The organism is Aeromonas sp. ASNIH1, assembly GCF_002934285.1.
GTDB lineage: Bacteria > Pseudomonadota > Gammaproteobacteria > Enterobacterales > Aeromonadaceae > Aeromonas > Aeromonas caviae.
Genome location: NZ_CP026228.1, coordinates 2,869,029 through 2,888,480 on the forward strand (window position 1 = coordinate 2,869,029; position 19,452 = coordinate 2,888,480).

17 protein-coding genes are annotated in these 19,452 nt (G+C 61.8%); 8 read left to right on the forward strand and 9 right to left on the reverse strand.

Going from position 1 to position 19,452, the window contains the following annotated elements; translation table 11 throughout:
* Positions 1–259: 259 nt before the first annotated feature.
* The 4 genes from C2U37_RS14120 to yidZ all read left to right on the forward strand — a co-directional run bounded on the left by C2U37_RS14120 (position 260) and on the right by yidZ (position 5,531).
* A complete protein-coding gene (locus tag C2U37_RS14120; protein ID WP_043155782.1) occupies positions 260–1,690 on the forward strand; it encodes an alanine/glycine:cation symporter family protein in 1,431 nt (476 codons plus the stop codon).
* A 179-nt stretch (positions 1,691–1,869) separates the two neighbouring features.
* Complete coding sequence (blaMOX, locus tag C2U37_RS14125) at positions 1,870–3,021, forward strand: CMY-1/MOX family class C beta-lactamase (protein ID WP_104452496.1); 1,152 nt, start codon at positions 1,870–1,872, stop codon at positions 3,019–3,021.
* Positions 3,022–3,313: 292 nt separating this feature from the next.
* Positions 3,314–4,480: an MdtL family multidrug efflux MFS transporter gene (locus C2U37_RS14130; protein ID WP_104452497.1), complete on the forward strand. Its 1,167-nt coding sequence runs from the start codon at positions 3,314–3,316 to the stop codon at positions 4,478–4,480.
* 10 nt (positions 4,481–4,490) lie between these two features.
* Positions 4,491–5,531: an HTH-type transcriptional regulator YidZ gene (gene yidZ / locus C2U37_RS14135; protein ID WP_104452498.1), complete on the forward strand. Its 1,041-nt coding sequence runs from the start codon at positions 4,491–4,493 to the stop codon at positions 5,529–5,531.
* Here the strand turns inward: yidZ and ruvX are convergent.
* The 7 genes from ruvX to metK all read right to left on the reverse strand — a co-directional run bounded on the left by ruvX (position 5,528) and on the right by metK (position 11,197).
* Complete coding sequence (ruvX, locus tag C2U37_RS14140) at positions 5,528–5,950, reverse strand: Holliday junction resolvase RuvX (RefSeq protein WP_010673863.1); 423 nt, start codon at positions 5,948–5,950, stop codon at positions 5,528–5,530. The two genes, yidZ and ruvX, sit on opposite strands and share 4 nt — an antisense overlap.
* Before the next feature lie 81 nt (positions 5,951–6,031).
* A complete protein-coding gene (locus C2U37_RS14145) occupies positions 6,032–6,586 on the reverse strand; it encodes a YqgE/AlgH family protein (RefSeq protein WP_010673864.1) in 555 nt (184 codons plus the stop codon).
* 154 nt (positions 6,587–6,740) lie between these two features.
* Complete coding sequence (gshB, locus tag C2U37_RS14150; protein WP_104452499.1) at positions 6,741–7,691, reverse strand: glutathione synthase; 951 nt, start codon at positions 7,689–7,691, stop codon at positions 6,741–6,743.
* Between the two features lie 119 nt (positions 7,692–7,810).
* Positions 7,811–8,542, reverse strand: a complete 732-nt coding sequence (gene rsmE / locus C2U37_RS14155) for a 16S rRNA (uracil(1498)-N(3))-methyltransferase (protein ID WP_041212593.1) — start codon at positions 8,540–8,542, stop codon at positions 7,811–7,813.
* A 129-nt stretch (positions 8,543–8,671) separates the two neighbouring features.
* Positions 8,672–9,364: an endonuclease gene (locus C2U37_RS14160; protein ID WP_039040144.1), complete on the reverse strand. Its 693-nt coding sequence runs from the start codon at positions 9,362–9,364 to the stop codon at positions 8,672–8,674.
* 73 nt (positions 9,365–9,437) lie between these two features.
* A complete protein-coding gene (locus tag C2U37_RS14165) occupies positions 9,438–9,977 on the reverse strand; it encodes a SprT family zinc-dependent metalloprotease (protein ID WP_104452500.1) in 540 nt (179 codons plus the stop codon).
* Positions 9,978–10,045: 68 nt separating this feature from the next.
* The gene (gene metK / locus C2U37_RS14170; RefSeq protein WP_010673869.1) at positions 10,046–11,197 is read right to left on the reverse strand and encodes a methionine adenosyltransferase; all 1,152 of its coding nucleotides are present in this window, start codon (positions 11,195–11,197) and stop codon (positions 10,046–10,048) included.
* A gap of 340 nt (positions 11,198–11,537) precedes the next feature.
* On the opposite strand from metK, the gene tkt reads away from it, so the two are divergent.
* On the forward strand, positions 11,538–13,529 hold the full coding sequence (tkt, locus tag C2U37_RS14175; protein WP_104452501.1) for a transketolase: 1,992 nt from the start codon (positions 11,538–11,540) through the stop codon (positions 13,527–13,529).
* Between the two features lie 273 nt (positions 13,530–13,802).
* On the forward strand, positions 13,803–14,144 hold the full coding sequence (locus tag C2U37_RS14180; RefSeq protein WP_017765043.1) for a DUF6680 family protein: 342 nt from the start codon (positions 13,803–13,805) through the stop codon (positions 14,142–14,144).
* Positions 14,145–14,218: 74 nt separating this feature from the next.
* Here the strand turns inward: C2U37_RS14180 and C2U37_RS14185 are convergent, their stop codons facing one another.
* Entirely contained in the window at positions 14,219–15,484 is a 1,266-nt protein-coding gene (locus tag C2U37_RS14185; RefSeq protein WP_104452502.1) for a RidA family protein, read from the reverse strand.
* Between the two features lie 1,069 nt (positions 15,485–16,553).
* On the opposite strand from C2U37_RS14185, the gene C2U37_RS14190 reads away from it, so the two are divergent.
* Positions 16,554–17,426 (forward strand): hypothetical protein, encoded by an 873-nt coding sequence (locus C2U37_RS14190; protein ID WP_104452503.1) that lies wholly within the window; start codon positions 16,554–16,556, stop codon positions 17,424–17,426.
* A 376-nt stretch (positions 17,427–17,802) separates the two neighbouring features.
* Positions 17,803–18,204, forward strand: coding sequence for a hypothetical protein (locus C2U37_RS14195; RefSeq protein ID WP_232098004.1), 402 nt, complete (start codon positions 17,803–17,805; stop codon positions 18,202–18,204).
* A gap of 111 nt (positions 18,205–18,315) precedes the next feature.
* Here the strand turns inward: C2U37_RS14195 and C2U37_RS14200 are convergent, their stop codons facing one another.
* Positions 18,316–19,440, reverse strand: coding sequence for an anhydro-N-acetylmuramic acid kinase (locus C2U37_RS14200; RefSeq protein ID WP_104452504.1), 1,125 nt, complete (start codon positions 19,438–19,440; stop codon positions 18,316–18,318).
* Positions 19,441–19,452: the final 12 nt, after the last annotated feature.

Below are 19,452 nucleotides of genomic sequence, written 5' to 3' on the forward strand. Positions count from 1 at the left end.
ATGAGTTGCAAAATGGTTCTCTATTGGATCTAATTTGTAAGGGCGCTGGGTAGTGCATCAATTTTTGTTGATTTATTGCGTGCTAAATGAAGCTTTTTTGCATCAAATTGCTCGTTTTTTGTCTCCCCAGTGAGCCCTGTCACTATTCTGAATTCCCTCGCTATGCTAGATTCCGCCCCTTCTGCGCAATGCTGGTTCGGAAATTGACAGAGAGCGGTCAGCGCAGACTGGCCATGGATGTGATAACAACGAGAGAATTATGGACACCTTGATTGCAATGATTAACGACCTGATGTGGGGAGCCGTGCTCATTTACCTGCTGATCGGGGTCGGTATCTTCTTTACCTTCCGCCTGGGCTTTATCCAGATCCGCCACTTCGGCCACATGTTCTCGGTCCTGCGCAACAGTCGCAAATCCGACAGCGCCGGCATCTCCTCCTTCCAGGCTCTGTGTACCAGCCTGGCGGCTCGCGTCGGGACGGGCAATCTGGCCGGTGTGGCCGTCGCCATCTATCTGGGTGGCCCTGGCGCCGTCTTCTGGATGTGGCTGATCGCCTTCATAGGCATGGCCACCGCCTTCGTGGAGAGCACCCTGGCCCAGCTCTACAAGGTCAAGGATGAGGATGGCAACTACCGCGGCGGCCCTGCCTACTACATGGAGCGCGGCCTCGGCATGCGCTGGATGGGGGTGGTCTTCTCCCTCTGCCTGCTGCTGGCCTTCGGTCTGGTGTTCAACGCGGTGCAGGCCAACTCCATCAGCTTGGCCATGAACGTCGCCTTCGGCATCCCTGACTGGGTGAGCGGTCTGGCCCTGGTGGTGCTCTCCGGTCTCATCATCTTCGGCGGCATTCGCGGCATCGCCCGCTTTGCCGAGCTGGTGGTGCCCTTCATGGCGATCGCCTATATCCTGATGGCGCTGTTCGTGGTGTTCATGAACATCAGCGAGCTGCCGGGTATCTTCGCCCTCATCATCAAGTCTGCGTTCGGTATCGAGCAGGCAGGTTCCGGCGCCATGGGCTATGCCATCTCCCAGGCGATGATCAACGGCATCAAGCGCGGCCTCTTCTCCAACGAGGCCGGCATGGGCTCTGCCCCCAATGCTGCCGCCACTGCCACCCCCTATCCGCCGCACCCGGCCTCCCAGGGTTATGTGCAGATGCTGGGGGTCTTCCTCGATACCATCGTCATCTGTACCTGTACTGCCGCCATCATCCTGATGTCCGGCCAGTTTGAGCCGGGCTCCGGCGTGACCGGTGTCGAGCTGACCCAGCGCGCGCTCTCCTCCCAGGTGGGCGGCGGTGGCAACATCTTCATCGCAGCGGCCATCTTCTTCTTCGCCTTCACCTCCATCGTGGCGAACTACTCCTATGCGGAGACCAACCTGGTGTTCCTCGAGCACAACCACAAGGGTGGCCTGATGCTGTTCCGGATGTTCGTGCTGGGCATGGTGATGTTCGGATCCGTGGGCGAACTGCCGACCGTGTGGGCTCTGGCGGATGTCTCCATGGGGCTGATGGCCATCGTCAACCTGGTGGCCATCCTGCTGCTCTCCGGCGTCGCCATCAAGCTGGCCAAGGACTACAACGACCAGCTCAAGGTGGGCCGCGTGCCGACCTTCGATGCCAACAAATACCCCGAGCTGCGCAGCCAGCTGGAAGAGGGGATCTGGGACAACCCGGGCAAGAAATAAGCCCGCGTTGCAAGGTGATTGAAGGGGAGCCATGGCTCCCCTTTTTCATGGGTAAAAAGAGGGGGCGGCTTCACACTGACTTCACAGAGCCTCATCGGCAGCACACCTCGTGGGACTATGCTGGGTTCATCACTCGCCGCCATGGCGATACCTTGCTAACGACAGTCAGGAGACATGCAATGCAACAACGACAATCCATCCTGTGGGGCGCTCTGGCCACCCTGATGTGGGCCGGCCTGGCTCATGCCGGTGACAAGGCGGCGACCGATCCCCTGCGCCCCGTGGTGGATGCCAGCATCCGGCCGCTGCTCAAGGAGCACAGGATCCCGGGCATGGCGGTGGCCGTGCTCAAGGATGGCAAGGCCCACTATTTCAACTACGGTGTGGCCGATCGGGAGCGCGCAGTCGGTGTCAGCGAGCAGACCCTGTTCGAGATAGGTTCCGTGAGCAAGACCCTGACCGCGACGCTGGGGGCCTACGCCGTGGTGCAGGGGAGCTTCGAGCTCGATGACAAGGCGAGTCTGTTCGCCCCCTGGCTCAAGGGATCCGCCTTTGACAACATCACCATGGGGGAGCTGGCTACCTACAGCGCGGGCGGCTTGCCGCTGCAATTCCCCGAGGAGGTGGATTCGCTCGAGAAGATGCAGGCCTACTACCGCCAGTGGACCCCAGCCTACTCGCCGGGTTCCCATCGCCAGTACGCCAACCCCAGCATCGGGCTCTTTGGCTATCTGGCGGCGAGCAGCATGAAGCAGCCGTTCGATCGCCTGATGGAGCAGACGATCCTGCCGGGGCTTGGCCTGTACCATACCTACCTCACTGTGCCCGAGCAGGCCATGGGGCACTACGCCTACGGCTACTCGAAGGAGGACAAGCCCATCCGCGTCACTCCCGGCATGCTGGCGGACGAGGCCTACGGCATCAAGACCAGCTCGGCGGATCTGCTGCGCTTTGTGAAGGCCAACATCAGCGGGGTGGATAATGCGGCCATGCAGCAGGCCATCGATCTGACTCACCAGGGCCAGTATGCGGTGGGGGAGATGACCCAGGGACTGGGCTGGGAGCGTTACGCCTATCCCGTCAGCGAGCAGACGCTGCTGGCGGGCAACTCCCCGGCGATGATTTACAATGCCAACCCGGCGGTGCCCGCGCCCGCTGCAACAGGGCACCCTGTGCTCTTCAACAAGACCGGCTCGACCAACGGCTTCGGGGCCTATGTGGCCTTCGTGCCGGCCAAAGGGATTGGCATCGTCATGCTGGCCAATCGCAACTACCCCAACGAGGCGCGCATCAAGGCGGCTCACGCCATCCTGACGCAACTGGCCAGGTAATGGTGCGCCTTCGCTGAGCCTTGAGGGCACGTCGCATCGCGGCGTGCCCGTTACTTCGGACCCGACCCCTCAAGGGCGACCTGGCAGGGGGCGGGTCGATGAGCATGCTAGTCCGGACCTCTCCTGCGGGAGATGTCCGGATTGGCATCCACCGAGTGCCATCTCGTCACTAGGCCCCGGCAGGCCGCCCGCTCTATAGTGCCCGGCATCTTCCTCTGCTTTTGCAGGATTGAGTTGTCAATCTCGCTGACAGCGCACCTGTGATGGTGAAACCTGCTGCTATGGAGCCTTCATGGGTATGTTTCTGCTGTGTACTTTTCTGATGATCATCCTCTATCCCCTCGGGATCGATCTCTATCTGGTGGCCGTCCCCCGCATTGCGCAAACCCTGCAGGGGAGCGAGGCGCAGATCCACACCGCTTTTTCCATCTATCTGCTGGGCATGGCGGCTACCGTGCTGCCGGGGGGCATGCTGGCGGATCGCCATGGCAGGCGCCCCGTGGTGCTGGGGGGCGCCCTCATCTTCGTGGTCGCCTCCCTGGTGGCGGCGGAGGCGACCGGCATCGCCCAGTTTTATCTGGGGCGTTTCTGGCAAGGGGTGGGCGCTGGAGCGCTCTACATCATGACCTTCACCGTGCTGCGGGATGTGCTGAGCCAGGCGCGCCTCACGATGGCTCTCTCCCTCATCAACGGCGTGATCTGCATCATTCCGGTGCTGGCTCCCGTACTCGGTTATCTCATCCTGTCGCACTTCGAGTGGCGCGGCATCTTCGTGGGCATGGCGCTGGTGGCCGCCATCAGTGCCCTGGTCAACCTGCGACTGCTCAAGGAGACCCGCCCCGCCCGCCAGCCTGCGGGGGCATCGCCGCTGGCCCTGCTGGGCACGGCCCCCTTCATGCAGCGCGCCTTGCTGACCAGCGCCAGCGTGGCCGCCATTCTGGTCTATGTGAGCGTCTCGCCCCTCGTCCTGATGACCACGTTCGGCCTGCCTCCCGAGCAGTACACCCGGCTGATGATGGCGATGGCCGGGGTGAGCATGTCCGCTTCCTTCCTGACCCCCTTGCTGCTGCGCTGGCTCGGCAAGGCAAGGGTGCTGGCGCTCTCCCATCTCGCCTACCTGCTGGCTTTGCTCGCCCTGTTGTGCAGCAGCGGGCCCGAAGGCGGCCTGTCCTGGCTGCTGGCGGGGTGTGCCCTGGTCTGCATCGGGTTTTCCTGCGGGTTCGGGGTGGCGATGGGGGAGGCGCTGGATGTGTGCGGGGATCAGGTGGCATCGGCCAGTGCCCTGCTCTGCATCATGCAGATAGGGTTGTCCGGGCTCTTCATCTGGGGGATGGGCTATCTGGGGATGCCTGCGCTCTGGATGCTGATCCTGGCACTCCTGCTGGCGCTGCTCGGTTACCTGGTGGTCAAGGTGCTGCTACCATGGCGTGCGGTACGGCGAGTCCGGGCTCGGGGATAGGAGAGACGCGATGCGCAATCTGGGTGAACTCGATTTGAACCTGCTGGTGGTCTTCAGGCACCTGATGCAGGAGCGCAGCGTGGCGGGGGCGGCCAAGAAGCTGTGTGTCACCCCGTCGGCGGTGAGCAAGGCGCTTGGCAAGCTGCGGGACTGGTTCGGGGATCCCCTCTTCGTGCGCGTGCGCCAGGGTTTGCAGCCGACCAACCTCTCCCTGACCCTGGCGGAGGAGCTCAAGACTTGGTTCCAGCTCACCGAGAGCATCAGCACCCTCAACAGCGAGGCGATCCCTGAGGGGGCCCGCTTCAGTCTGGTGATGGAGTCCCCCTTTGGCATCAGCTTCCTGAGCGAGCTGCCCACGACCATCTACCAGAAGTACCCCCACTCCGTGGTCAGGATGCTGGGCTGGGATCACCACTCTCTCAACGACATCGTCAACGGGGAGGCGGATCTCGGCTTCTGCGCCCGGGAGACCCACGGCCGCTCCCATGCCAGGGTCAACCGGCTGCCCTATTACATCGATCACGAGGTGCTGTTCTGCGATCGTCCCGTGGTGTTCCTGCGCAAGGATCACCCCTTGCTCGGGCAGACGTGGTCGCTGACCCGCTTTCTGGCCTGCCCCCAGGTGAGCATGGTGTGGGAGGCCAGCGACAGCTGGGCACTGGATGATCTGCTGGAGGACGAAGGCCACAGGCGGCAGGTGCCCATCATGGTGGCGAGCTTCGAGCAGGCGCTGCACATCGCCGCCCAAAAGAGCCACGAGCTGATCGCCGTGGTGCCTTCATATTGCGCGGACTATGCCGCCAGACACCACCCCGACCTCATCCCCATGCCGTTGCCGCTGGAAGAGTCCCTCTATGCCCAGCTGGAGATCGCCTTCATCCTGCTGTGGCACAAGCGCCACAATCAGGATGCCAAGGTGATGTGGTTGCGGGGGGAGATCCGGCGGCTCTATGGACTGGCCGCGGCGGGGAGGACGCGTTTTGCCTGGGGCGGGCCCATGGAGAGCGGGGCGGCGAAAGAGAAGCAAGGGGGAGGAGGCACCCCGGTTTAGTCGTACTGCTCTTCCATCCAGGCTTCGACGATGAGCTGGGCGGAGACGCCGTCCACGCTCCCCTTGTCCAGCGCCTTGTAGCCGCCACGTTCAAACAGGCGGGCGCGGGCATCCGTGGTGGTGAGCCGCTCGTCCTTGAACTCCACCGGCTTGCCGAAGCGACCGTGCAGGCGATTACCGAACTTGCGAGCCCGCACCGTGATCTCCTGGTCCGTGCCATCCATGTTGAGCGGCAGACCGACGATCAGCAGATCCGGTTGCCACTCCTTGATCAGCTTCTCTATCTCGTCCCAGTTGGGGATGCCGTCGTTGGCCTTGAGGGAGCGGAGGGGGCGGGCGCTGCCCGTGAGCTCCTGGCCGATGGCGACGCCGATGCTCTTGGTGCCGTAGTCAAAGCCCATGATGCTGCGTGATGACATGGGGTCTCCTCGAAATGGATGGATAAATGAAGGGGGAAGCCCCCTCCCTGTCTCCCCCTGCTCATGGGGGAGGGCCGGGTGTCAGCTATGGCCCACCTGGCTGGAGAGGTGCAGGGGGTTGACCCCAATGCTCGCTGCGGCTTGCTGCCAGCGCAGGTGGATGGGGGTATCGAAGACCAGCTTGGGATTGGGGGGGATCACCAGCCAGGCGCCATCCACCAGCTCCTGCTCGAGCTGGCCTGCACTCCAGCCGGCGTAACCGAGCGCTACCAGCCAGTGGTCCGGCGCCTCGTCGGTGCCCAGGGTCTCCAGGATGTCCTTGGAGGTGGTGACCATCATCTCGTCGCTCACCTGCAGGGTGGAGTTGAACCCCGGGCGGAAGCTGTGCAGCACGAAGCCGCGATCCCCGTGCACCGGTCCCCCCTGCAACACCGGCTGTTTCATCTCGGCGGTGGCGGGGGGATTGAGGTTGAGCTTGGTCAGCATGGCGTCCAGGGACATGTCGACCGGAATGTTGACCACCAGTCCCATGGCGCCTTCGCTGCTGTGTTCGCACAGATAGACCAGGGAGCGCTGGAAATAGGCGTCCGTGAGGCTCGGCATGGCGAGCAGAAAGTGATTTTGCAGTGTTTGCATGGAGCGTATGTATCTCTTAGCGTGCAAAGGTATTTGGGGTGATTATGGCAGTTGATGGCGGCGGGCAAAACCGCTTTTTGCCGGCAGTCAAAGGGGCCTTCACGGCCCCTTGTGTGTGTTTCCTCGCTGCGGCAACGGGTCGCTGGGGAAGGGGTCAGCGGCCCAGCCGGCGCTCGATGGCGTCCATCAGCATGCCGGTAATGGAGACGTCGAAGGCCGCCTCAATCTCGCGGATGCAGGTAGGGCTGGTGACGTTAATCTCGGTCAGGCGATCGCCGATGATGTCGAGGCCGACGAAGATGAGCCCCTTCTCTTTCAGGGTCGGGCCCACTGCGCGGGCGATGGCCCAGTCCGCCTCGCTCAGGGGGCGCGCCTCGCCACGGCCACCGGCCGCCAGGTTGCCACGGGTCTCCCCTTGCGCCGGGATGCGGGCCAGGCAGTAGGGTACCGGCTCGCCGTCCACCACCAGCACTCGCTTGTCGCCATCCTTGATGGCAGGCAGATAGGTCTGCGCCATGCAGTACTGGCTGCCGTGAGAGGTTAATGTCTCGATGATGACGCCGACGTTGGCGTCATCCTCCTTCATGCGGAAGATGGAGGCGCCGCCCATGCCGTCGAGCGGCTTGAGGATGACGTCCTTGTGCTTGGCGTGGAAAGCCCGCAGCTTGTCGGCTCTGCGAGTGACGAGTGTGGTCGGGGTGTGCTCGGCAAACCAGGCGGTGTAGAGCTTTTCGTTGGCGTCGCGCAGGCTCTGGGGCTTGTTGACGATGAGGCAACCCTCATCCTCGGCTCGCTCCAGCATGTAGGTGGCGTAGATGAACTCGGTGTCGAAGGGGGGATCCTTGCGCATCAGGATCACGTCCAGGCTGGAGAGCGGCTGATCCACCACCTCGCCCAGGCTATACCAGTCGGCATAGTCATATTTGACGGTGAGCGGACGCATGGTACCGAAGGCGCGACCGGCCTCCATGTAGAGATCCTTCATCTCCAGATAGAACAGCTCGTAGCCGCGCTTTTGCGCCTCTTCGAGCATGGCGAAGCTGGAGTCCTTCTTGATGTTGATGGCCGAGATGGGGTCCATCACGATGCCGAGTTTAATGGTCATCCGAGTTTCCTTCCTAATGGCTCGATGGGGTTGTAGGGTCGATTAGCGCAGCGTAATCGGCCGTTTGAGGCTGCCATGATGTGATGCGCCACGCGGCTTATCGACACCGCCAGATAGTATCAAGCGAGATCGCCAAAGCGGCACTGAAGCGCAGTAATCGCCGTCAGGGCGGCGGTTTCGGTACGCAGCACCCGCGGCCCCAGCAGCATCTCCTTGAAATCTTCCTGCACGGTACGGGCGATCTCGTCGCCGGACAAGCCCCCTTCCGGGCCGATCAGCAGGCGCACGCCGTGCTCGGGGATGGGCAGGGTGTTGATGCTGTAAGGGGCGCGCGGGTGCAGGTTGAGCTTGAGCTCCTGGGTCTCTTCCGCCAGCCAGGCGTCCAGCTCCATCGGCATGCGCACCTCGGGCACGGTATTGCGACCGCACTGCTCGCAGGCACTGATCACCACTTTTTGCCACTGCTCGCGTTTTTTCTCCAGCCGATCGGCGGGCAGCTTGACGCCGCAGCGCTCGGAGAAGAGGGGCGTGATGCAGGTGACGCCGAGCTCCACGGATTTCTGGATGGTGAAGTCCATCTTGTCGCCGCGGCTGATCACCTGACCCAGGTGGATGGCGAGCGGGGACTCCACCGAGCGGGTCTCGCAACTGTCGATGGTCACCTCAACGGACTTCTTGCCCACACTGGTGATGGTGGCGGGGTACTGGTGGCCGTCGCCGTTGAACAGCTCGAGCTGCTGGCCCGGCTGCATGCGCAGCACGCGGCCGATGTGATTGGCACCGTCTTCCGACAGGGCGAGGGTCTGGCCCACCTGCAGGCTGGCCGGTTCATAGATACGTGGAATGCGCATGGCTGATAGTCAGTCTCTTGCTTGGAAACCCTTCAATACCCTACTGCACGGCGGCGAGCAAGGCTCGCGAGACAGAGAGTGAAGGGATTCAGGAGGAGGGGGACGCTCCCCCTCCCTGGTCAAATGGGGTTATTGGCACTGCTTTTCAATGAAGGGATTGGTATTGCCCTGCAGCTTGCCGATACGGCGGTTGCGCTCGCACTCCCAGCGATCAGCCGGATACTGCCTGTCCCAGGCTTCGTAAAGCTTGCGCTGCTGGGCCGCCAGACGCAGTCCGTACTGCTGGCTCATGTAGAGGTAGGCGCGGGCGATCTGGCCACGCACCGGCCCCTTGGGCGGCTGCACCTGGCGCTCCTTGAAGTCCACCAGCATCTGGCACTTGCCGTACTGGTTCGGTTTGCCGTTCCAGTCGCTGAAGCGGAAGTTCGCCCGATCACCGTTCACCTCGCCGATGGCGGGGAAGAGGTTGTGCATGTCTCCCTCCATCCTGTTGAACTCGTCGCTCTTGCCGCAATTCTTACGACCCCCGTCCTGCCAGCACTGGAGCTGGTGGCCGAACTCCCAGGCGGGCACCACGTGCTCCCATTCGATGCGGGAGGCCCGCTCGGCCTGCTTGCGTGGCAGGTAGCCGCAGCTCTCCCAGTCGGGGGCCATCTTCTTGCCGCTGAACTTGATGTTGCAGCCGCAGTAGAAGGTGACGGGGTGGCTCTGGTAGAGCTTGTTCAGATCCTGCTTGGCGGCGCGAAAGGTCTGGATGTTGTCGGCATGGGCCGGGGCGCTGACCAGCAGGGCCAGGCAGAGGGAGAGCAGAGGGCGAAACATGAATATCCTTGGCAATGAGACAGTTGAATGAAGTAAGCGCGCACCCTATCACAGGAGCGCGACACGGGGTGACTCAATCCGCCGTCGTGTCGCGCTGCCACACCAGGGGCTGGCGACAGCGGCGGCAGTGATAGCGGGCCTCGCCGCGTATCACCTTGTTGTGGCGGCGCACGGAGAGGGGATGCTGCTGGCAGGCGCAGGCATACACGAAGGTGCGCTGGGCCAGCACCCCCAGATCGAAGCTGTGGGTGGTGCTGGGTTCGAGACCGAACAGCTCCCGCATCACCGATTGCCACTGGTGGCCGTGGGGCAGTACCCGGCTCTTGCCGCGCCCCTCTCCCCAGAGCGCATAGACCAGCAGGTGCGCCACCTCGTGGGGCACCACTTCCCTGAGAAACGCCCGCTGATTGGCCTGATAGAGCGCCGGATTGAAACGCAGCTCCCAGGTTTGCAGCCGCGCCGACCCTGCCGCCCGGCCCCGCATGTTGCAATGGACTTGCGGGCGGGGGAAGGTGCGGCCAAGGCGCGTTTCGGCCTGCACAAAGCAGGCTTCGACGCGCGCGAGCAGCGTCTCGATGAGGGCGGGGTCAAGCCGGGTGGCAGTGGCAGGCATGGGATCCTCGGGACAGGACACAAAAGCAAAAGGGGAGCCAGGCTCCCCTTTTATCACAACCTCGAGTCTTACAGGCCAGCGGCAGCGCGCAGCAGCTCGGCCTTGTCGGTCTTCTCCCAGGGGAACTCGTCGCGGCCGAAGTGGCCGTAAGCGGCGGTTGCCTGGTAGATCGGGCGCTTCAGATCCAGCATCTCGATGAGACCATAGGGGCGCAGCTCGAAGAACTCGCGCACCAGCTTGACCAGCAGGGCTTCGGCCACCTTGCCGGTACCGAAGGTTTCGACGCTGATGGAGGTGGGCTCGGCCACGCCGATGGCGTAGGAGACCTGCACTTCACAGCGATCTGCGAGACCTGCGGCCACGATGTTCTTGGCCACGTAGCGGGCGGCGTAGGCGGCGGAGCGGTCCACCTTGGACGGATCCTTGCCGGAGAAGGCGCCACCACCGTGACGGGCCATGCCGCCGTAGGTGTCGACGATGATCTTGCGACCGGTCAGACCGCAGTCACCCATGGGGCCGCCGATGACGAAACGGCCGGTCGGGTTGATGAAGTACTTGGTGTCCTTGTTGATCCACTCGGCGGGCAGCACCGGCTTGATGATCTCTTCGCGCACCGCTTCCACCAGATCGCTGTGGCTGATGGAGTCGCAATGCTGGGTGGAGAGCACCACGGCATCGACACCCAGGATCTTGCCTGCGTCGTCGTAGGCGAAGGTCAGCTGGCTCTTGGCGTCCGGACGCAGCCACGGCAGGGTGCCGTTCTTGCGCACTTCTGCCTGACGCTTCACCAGCAGGTGAGAGTAGGTGATGGGCGCGGGCATCAGCACGTCGGTTTCGTTGGTGGCGTAGCCGAACATCAGGCCCTGGTCACCGGCACCTTGCTCCAGCGGGTCGGTACGGTCGACGCCCTGGTTGATGTCCGGAGACTGTTTGCCGATGGCGTTCAGCACGGCGCAGGAGTCGGCGTCGAAGCCCATGTCGGAGTGGGTGTAACCAATCTCGCGCACGGTGTCGCGCACGATCTGTTCGATGTCGACCCAGGCAGAGGTGGTCACTTCGCCGGCTACCATCACCATGCCGGTCTTGACCAGGGTTTCGCAGGCGACGCGCGCCTTGGTGTCCTGCTGCAGGATGGCGTCCAGCACCGCATCGGAGATCTGGTCGGCGATTTTATCGGGATGGCCTTCGGAGACCGACTCGGAAGTAAACAGCTTTGCCATGTTTGGTTCTCGATTCGTAAGGGTTATCGCCTTGGCCATAACCGGATAATGACAGGATGACTGTAGAGGTATCTACATCTGGACGTCTATTTTAAATAGGTCATCCGGTGATTGCCAGCACTATTTGGGGGTGGAGCCGCCCGGGGCGGGATGGGGAAGGGATCCACCTCCATGGAGGTAAGGCAGGGGGCGGATTGAATCGTTTTCCCCGCCCAGAAAAGCGATTGTGCTCCCAAAGCCACTTTATTCGCCCAGATAATATTTGCACGCCGCGCCCCCTGCTGGGACAATAACGCGCCTTAATCTTGGCCATCAAATGAAGCAATCGCAGGAGATACAGATGCCTTCTCGTAAAGAGCTTGCCAATGCCATTCGTGCATTGAGTATGGATGCCGTTCAAAAAGCCAACTCCGGTCACCCGGGCGCCCCCATGGGAATGGCGGATATCGCTGAAGTGCTGTGGCGCAGCCACCTCAAACACAACCCGAACAACCCCAAGTGGGCCGACCGCGACCGTTTCATTCTCTCCAACGGCCACGGCTCCATGCTGCTGTACTCCCTGCTGCACCTCTCCGGTTATGACCTCTCCATCGACGATCTGAAAAACTTCCGCCAACTGCACTCTCGCACCCCGGGTCACCCGGAGTACGGTTATGCGCCGGGCGTTGAAACCACCACCGGTCCGCTGGGTCAGGGCATCACCAACGCCGTGGGCATGGCGATCGCCGAGAAGGCCATGGCCGAGCAGTTCAACCAGCCGGGTCACGACATCGTCGACCACTACACCTACGCCTTCATGGGCGACGGCTGCCTGATGGAAGGTATCTCCCACGAAGCCTGCTCCCTGGCCGGCACCCTGGGCCTGGGCAAGCTGATCGCGTTCTGGGATGACAACGGCATCTCCATCGACGGTCACGTAGAAGGCTGGTTCACCGACGACACTCCCAAGCGCTTCGAAGCCTACGGCTGGCACGTCATCCCGGCCGTTGACGGTCACAATCCGGAAGCCATCAACGCCGCCATCGAAGCCGCCAAGGCCGAGACCGGCAAGCCGACCCTGATCTGCTGCCGCACCATCATCGGTTACGGTTCCCCGAACAAGTCCGGCTCCCACGACTGCCACGGCGCACCGCTGGGCAACGACGAGATCGCCGCCGCCCGTGCCTTCCTGAAGTGGGACCACGCGCCGTTCGTCATCCCGTCCGACATCGCCGCCGAGTGGAACGGTCAGGAAAAGGGCGCCAAGCTCGAATCCGACTGGGCTGCCAAGTTCGCCGCCTATGAAGCCGCTCACCCGGCCCTGGCTGCCGAGTTCAAGCGCCGCACCGCAGGCGAGCTGCCGGCCAACTGGGCTGCTGAATCCGCCAAGATCATCGAAACCCTGCAGGCCAACCCGGCCAAGATCGCGACCCGTAAAGCGTCCCAGAACTCCCTGGAAGCCTTCGGCAAGCTGCTGCCGGAATTCATGGGCGGCTCCGCAGATCTCGCGCCGTCCAACCTGACCATGTGGTCCGGCTCCAAGTCCCTGACTCCCGAGAGCGCCGCAGGCAACTACATCCACTACGGCGTGCGCGAGTTCGGCATGTCCGCCATCATGAACGGCATCGCCCTGCACGGTGGTTTCATCCCCTACGGCGCCACCTTCCTGATGTTCATGGAGTACGCCCGCAACGCCCTGCGCATGGCCGCCCTGATGAAGCAGCGCGCCATCTTCGTCTACACCCACGACTCCATCGGTCTGGGTGAAGATGGCCCGACCCACCAGCCGGTGGAGCAGATCGCCTCCCTGCGTCTGACCCCGAACATGAGCACCTGGCGCCCGTGTGACCAGGTAGAGTCCGCCATCGCCTGGAAACACGCCATCGAGCGTACCGACGGCCCGACCTCCCTGATCTTCTCCCGTCAGAACCTGGCCCAGATGGACCGCACCGCCCAGCAACTGGCCGATGCCGCCAAGGGTGGTTATGTGCTGAAGGATTGCGCCGGTACCCCGGAACTGATCCTGATCGCCACCGGTTCCGAAGTGGAGCTGGCCGTGGCTGCCTATGAGCAGCTGACTGCCAAGGGCCGTGCCGTGCGCGTGGTCTCCATCCCGTCTACCGACGTGTTCGACGCTCAATCTGCCGAGTACAAAGAGTCCGTCCTGCCGGCCGCCGTCACCAAGCGTGTGGCCATCGAAGCGGGCATCGCCGACTACTGGTACAAGTACGTCGGTTTCGGCGGCAAGATCATCGGTATGACCACCTTCGGTGAGTCCGCCCCGGCCGAGCTGCTGTTCAAGGAATTCGGCTTTACCGTGGAAAACGTGGTTGCGACCGCTGAATCCCTGTAATCGCTGAACATTGGGCCACTCTGGCCCAATAGTCAGAAAATAAAAACGCCCTCCATCGCAAGATGGGGGGCGTTTTTTGTTAGTTCGTCATTGTTTATTTGATAAGGTAATTTTTATGGGGTTAGGGAAGGTGCGAATAAGTCATATGGCACGAGAGCATTTACTGGTAACCCATTGATATTAAATGACTAAAATTTTCATTTTTTGTTCGTGGGATACTTGTTCGCACTTTCCTTAGATCATCTGAATTCATATCCAAATGATGATGAAAGCATGCAAAAAATTTGGGAGGAAAAGCGAAATGATCAGCTGTCTGATCTCTTGTATGAAATGGGTGAGTCCTTAGGTTTTGATTTCGATAAGGTTCATATCAAGAAAGCTGGATATTTTCCAAAGGCGTACGCTGATCAAGAGACTGAGCAAAAATACATCCGAAGTCAATTGGTGGATGTATTTCTTGGTAAGAAGTCTATCCCAATGTCGATTGTTTATTTTCCTAGTGATGATGAGGCTCTAAAAACTCAAAAGGAGCTTCATTGCTTGATGAAGGAGCATTTTGAAGGTAAGCGTTCAATTCCCGTTACAATAAAGGATGAAGTTAACGGAAAGTTGTAATCACAGCTTGTACAGATATAGCTATTACCTGACACCGGCCTAAGCCGGTGTCTTTTCATTATTTAAAGCGAGCTTTAAACCTGCGGCGGGGTACTTTCCGCATTGGACATCACCGCATCCATCTGCACCAGGGCGCCGGCGGGCAGCTCGCTCACGCCAATCACGGTGCGGGCAGGCAGATAGCCCGGGAAATATTTGGCGTAGATGGCATCCACGTCCGCCAGATCCGCGATGTTCTTCACCTGGATATTGACCTTGACGATATCGTCCATCACATGGCCGATGCTCTCGACGATGGTCTTGATATGGCCGAGGCACTGGGCGGTCTGTTCACGGACGCAACCGGTCAGCACTTTGTCTGTGGTCATGTCGAGCGGCAGCTGGCCCGCGATATGGTTGTAGTGGGAGAAGGCGACGCTCTGGCAATGCAGCGGGCTTCTCGGTGCCTTGTCGGTATTGCGGGCGCGGATCACCAGATTGTGTCTGTCTTCCACCAGCTGGGGCGGGGTGCCGTCACCGTGGGAGATGACCGCATCCATCTGCACCCGGGCACCCAGCGGCAGGGCAGAGGCCGCGATCACGCTGCGGGCCGGCAGATAGGCGACGGCACGGGCGATGGCGGAGTCCGGGAAGAAGGTGGTGTAGACCTCGTTGACGGCGTCGAGATCCGCCAGATTGGTCAGATAGACGGTCACCTTGACGATGTCGTCAAAGGGCACGTCGATGCTCTCCAGCACGGTTTTGATATTGCGCAGGCACTGGGCCGCCTGCTCGCGAATACCACCCTCAACCAGGGCGCCGGAGGCGGGGTCGAGGGGCAGCTGGGCACCGATATTGTTGTAATGGGAGAAGGCGACGCTCTGGCTGGAGAGCGGATCCTGCGGGGCGTGGTCGCTATTGCGGGCGAGTTTGAGCAGCGGGCAGGGAGCCTGGGGGAAGGTGCCTTCCCCGTTGGAGAGCAGGGCGTCCATCTGCACCCTGGCGCCGAGCGGCAGACCGGCCACCGCTAGCACTGTGCGGGTCGGCAGCGAGTGGGGGAAGAATTCCCGATAGACGGCGTTGACGGCATCGAGGTCGGCTATGTCCGCGAGGAACAGGGTCACCTTCACCATGTCCTCCATGCCGTGGCCAATGCTCTGGACGATGGCCTGGATATTGGTGAGACACTGCCTGGCCTGCGCCTGGATATCCCCTGCGACCAGCGCGCCCGTTTTCGGATCGACCGGCAGCTGGGCGGCAATATTGTTGTAGTGGGAGAAGGCCACGCTCTGGGTATAGGGCCCCAGATCCTGAGGCGCATTGGGGGTATTTCTGGCGGATTTGATGATGGTACCACTCATGGCGATACTCCTTTTTCGTTTTTGATGTAGGGTCCGGGCCGCATTGCTCTTCCCTGACCGAATGCGGCACGCTGATGACTCGTGATATTGCGGCAACAGTTGCCCGTTCCCGCCGCAGGGCGACGGAGAAAAGGAGAACGATCATCACAGTGTCGAGCCCTGTTTCGATGCAGACAGCGCGTGCAACAGACAAGGGAGAGAAGTTGGCCTGGTGATTCAGACGGGAGAATTCTAGGGGGCGGTTATACGGGGATGCAAACCGGGATCCTGTTTCTATGAAGTGGCTCAACAGAGTGAAATATATTCATTTTGCGATTCAATTCATGACGGGCATTGCAAATAAAGGTGATGATGATCCCGCTTTACCATGAAAGTGGAACCAGATAGCGCCATATTGTCGCGCATCAGGGTTACAGCCTGTGAATCCTCCGTTAATACTTTTGGCGACATTGCAGCTTATTCTCCCGGTTTTGCATAGCTATCTATTTATCGCTCTCTCGACGCCCTGTTCAGCGCCGCCAAAATATGCTGCGGTGAGCACACTGAAATAACATTCACCCTCTTTGCATGGCCACAGGTCATGACATAAATACGGGAGAAAGAGAGGGCGCTTTTTAGCCCCTGCAGCGGAGGCTGACATGGGCGGGTCACCGCGCCGCCTATGCCATATCTTTTCAGCGGCGCGAACGCAGCCCGCCAACAAGGCTCATACGCAAGGGGAGGGGGCCTTCCCCTTGCCTGGCCCGACTTGCCGCCCCCCGATGCATATCACTCCTGTCATGACCTTTCCTGTGAGGGGGCCCCGGAGTCCGCCCTGCTTTGCCGCCCTGACGTATCCCGCACTCCTTGCGATGCAGCCGGCTCATCTTCCCCGCACACCCTTATTTGTGCTCTTTATCATCAACTGCCGTTATTGCGACCTGGGTCGGGGTTTGGGTGGATTATTAACTGTATGATTAATAATGAAATCAGGGACCCTGCCGACGAGCAGCACGGATCGGCACTCATCTGCCCGGGAGTGGCACATGCGATCGCATCGCGATCCCCGTCATCTGACTTCGGAGGTTTTATGCTTGGATTCATTCTGGGTGACATGTACAGCCGCACCAGCGGGTTTCGGCCACCCCCCCGCCTAGGCAAGCACTTCCCCCTCGCCCCCGACTATCAACTGCGTGGTCGCACCGGCGCCGCCATCCTGACCATGGAGACCCTGCTCGATACCCCCTATCCCCAGAAGAAGTTCAGAGCCCTGATCTATGGCGCCTTTATCGAGCGCCAGCGTCGCCTCTTTGCCGAGCAGGTGGTCATCGGCCGGATGGAGGAGGGCCAGGACCTGGCGATCGCCATTGACCTCGCCTTTATCAGCACGGCGGTGCCCATCGGTCTGCTCGCCATCTCGGAGGAGATCGCGCTGCTGACCACCCCCCGTCCCACCCAGACCCATCCCCATCAGGCGGCCTTGAGCCAGGTGCTCGACTGCACCGCCATGCTGATGTTCTATGCCAAGGTCATTCGCCAGCGCAATGCGGTGCTTGAGCACATCGGCCACCAGTTCGGCTACAGGCCGCAGGCCGGGCTGGTGGCCAGGGTGGGCCACGGCGGGGAAGATGACTATGCCGCCTTCATGGTCAATGTGATGACCTGCATCGCCCATTCGGGCTCCTTCAAGGAGGCGCTGGAGAATGGCGTCAGGATGGGCATGCACGAGCCCGCCTTCTTCTGTATCGTCGGCGCCCTGGCCTCGACCCTGTGGGGAGTCCCCAAACCCTGGGCCCATGAGATCTCTCGATTCATCCAGCGCCAGCACCCCCACTATCTCCAGATCCTGCTGCGGGGCGAAGCCAGGGTGGGCCGCAGACAGATCAACCTGGAGCCTCCCAAACCGCCGCTCTGTGCACCGGTCAAGCGCCAGGTACACCGCTTCCTGAAGTGGGCCTTCTAGGGCCATGGGAGTGCTCTCGAGGTGCGGGCCCATGGTGCCATCCCATCGGCCCGCCCCTCCTGAGGGTCATCACGGGGCTGTTATCTCAATGACCCCTGCTCCCCGGCTACCTTACCCAAGAGGGGATGGCCAGAAAAGCCAACGGCTGCACGGGGGACAAGGGGCGGGTAGAAGGTGATCCACCTCGCCTTTTGATGTGAACGTCTTTTGATGTTTGGCGCCATACGCATACCATGCGCAGCGTGTGTTCCTGTTGGGGGAGGTGCCGCCCATCGCCCCGTGGCTGGCCGCTGGTCCTGTCATGATCACGGGATGCACAATCCGGGGCCGCCACGGCAACCCCTTATCGCCATAGCCAACAGGACGGAGTATCAGGATGGCCATTGCCATTGAACAGTCGGACAACACACTGAGGGTCAACAAGGATTGCTACGATCTGGGCCGCATCGTCGGCGTGCAGGTAAAAGCTCTCGGCTGGATGGATCGGCTCAAGAAGAGCTTGTTGCTGGGGGTGGTCACCTCCAGTGTGCTCTTTTACTTCACCCCTTCCTACGAGCAAGCGGGCAACTGGCTCATCGTGCTCTTACTGCCCCTGGTGGGTTTTCTGTCTGGCGCCCTGATGGGGCTGCTCTCCAGCGCGAAATATGAGTTTTGCATCGAATTTTCCCACGCCGACGAGACGGGCGTGCAGTGGATCACCGCCGCCAGGAGCCGGCATGTCGCCGATTATGAGACCTTCAAGGCGCAGGCGGCCAGGTTGCAAGAGCGGCTCGGGTAGGGAGCACAGAGTGACGGGTCTGCGCCATCTGGCGTCAGGCACAACAACAAGCCCGATCAGGTGCACCTGTTCGGGCTTGTTCCATTAGAGGGAGGGCGCTCGGGGAGCGGTTCAGGCGGGATAGAGGGCGCCCAGCACCGCCGGGCGGCTCGCCCCGGTCACCGCAGGCAGGTTGCCCGGCTTTCGCTGGATAAATCGCTGCGCCAGCCAGGCAAAGGCGGCCCCTTCCACCCAGTCCGGTGCAAGGCCGAGCTGGGCGGTGCTGGTCAAATGCCAGTCGGGCAGCAGGTTGGCCAGCTCCGCCAGCAGCGGGGCGTTGTGGGCGCCGCCGCCGCAGACAAACAGCTCGGGCCGGGTTGGCGCGCCACTGTGGGCGGGCAACTGGCGGGCGATGCTGTGGCAGGTGAGGGATTGCAGGGTACGCTGCACATCAGCGGGGGCGTATGCGCAGCCGTCCAGCTCGCCGTCGAGCCACTCCAGGGTGAACATCTCACGCCCCGTGCTCTTGGGGGCGGGGGCGGCGAAGTAGGGGTGAGCCAGCAACTGCTCCAGCAGCGCAGGAACAAGCTTGCCGCTGGCGGCCCACTGGCCACCGGCATCATAGCTGCCACCGTGGGGCTGGTGGCGGCGATACCAGCCGTCGAGCAGGGTGTTGGCGGGGCCGGTATCGAAGCCATATACCCCTGAACCCGCCCCCCCGTCGGTCTGGCCGGGCAGCACCGAGATATTGGCAATGCCGCCGAGGTTCAGCACCACCCGAAGGGCGCCGGGGCGGGCAAAGAGCGCCTGATGGAAGGCGGGCACCAGGGGGGCCCCCTGACCGCCGAGGGCCATGTCCATGGTGCGAAAATCGGCCACCACGTCGATGCCGGTCAGGGCCGCCAGCAGGGCCGCGTTGCCTATTTGCAGGGTAAAGCCGAGGGCAGGGCGGTGGCGTATGGTCTGGCCGTGACTGCCGATGGCGCGAATCTCCTTGGGAGTCAGCGCCGCCTTGGCGAGCAGGGCCTGGGTGGCGGCGGCAAATTCGCGGGCCACCAGGTTGTCGGCGACCCCCATGCGGTCGATTTCGTTGTCGCCCGGGGTGCAAAGCTCATGCAGGGTGCGAGCCGTATCGACAGGCCAGGGATGGCAGAGGGCCGCCTCGACCCGCAGTGCATCCCCCTCGAGCTGCACCAGCACGGCGTCGATACCGTCCATGCTGGTACCGGACATCAAGCCTATATAGCGCTCAGTCATGACAACCCTCTT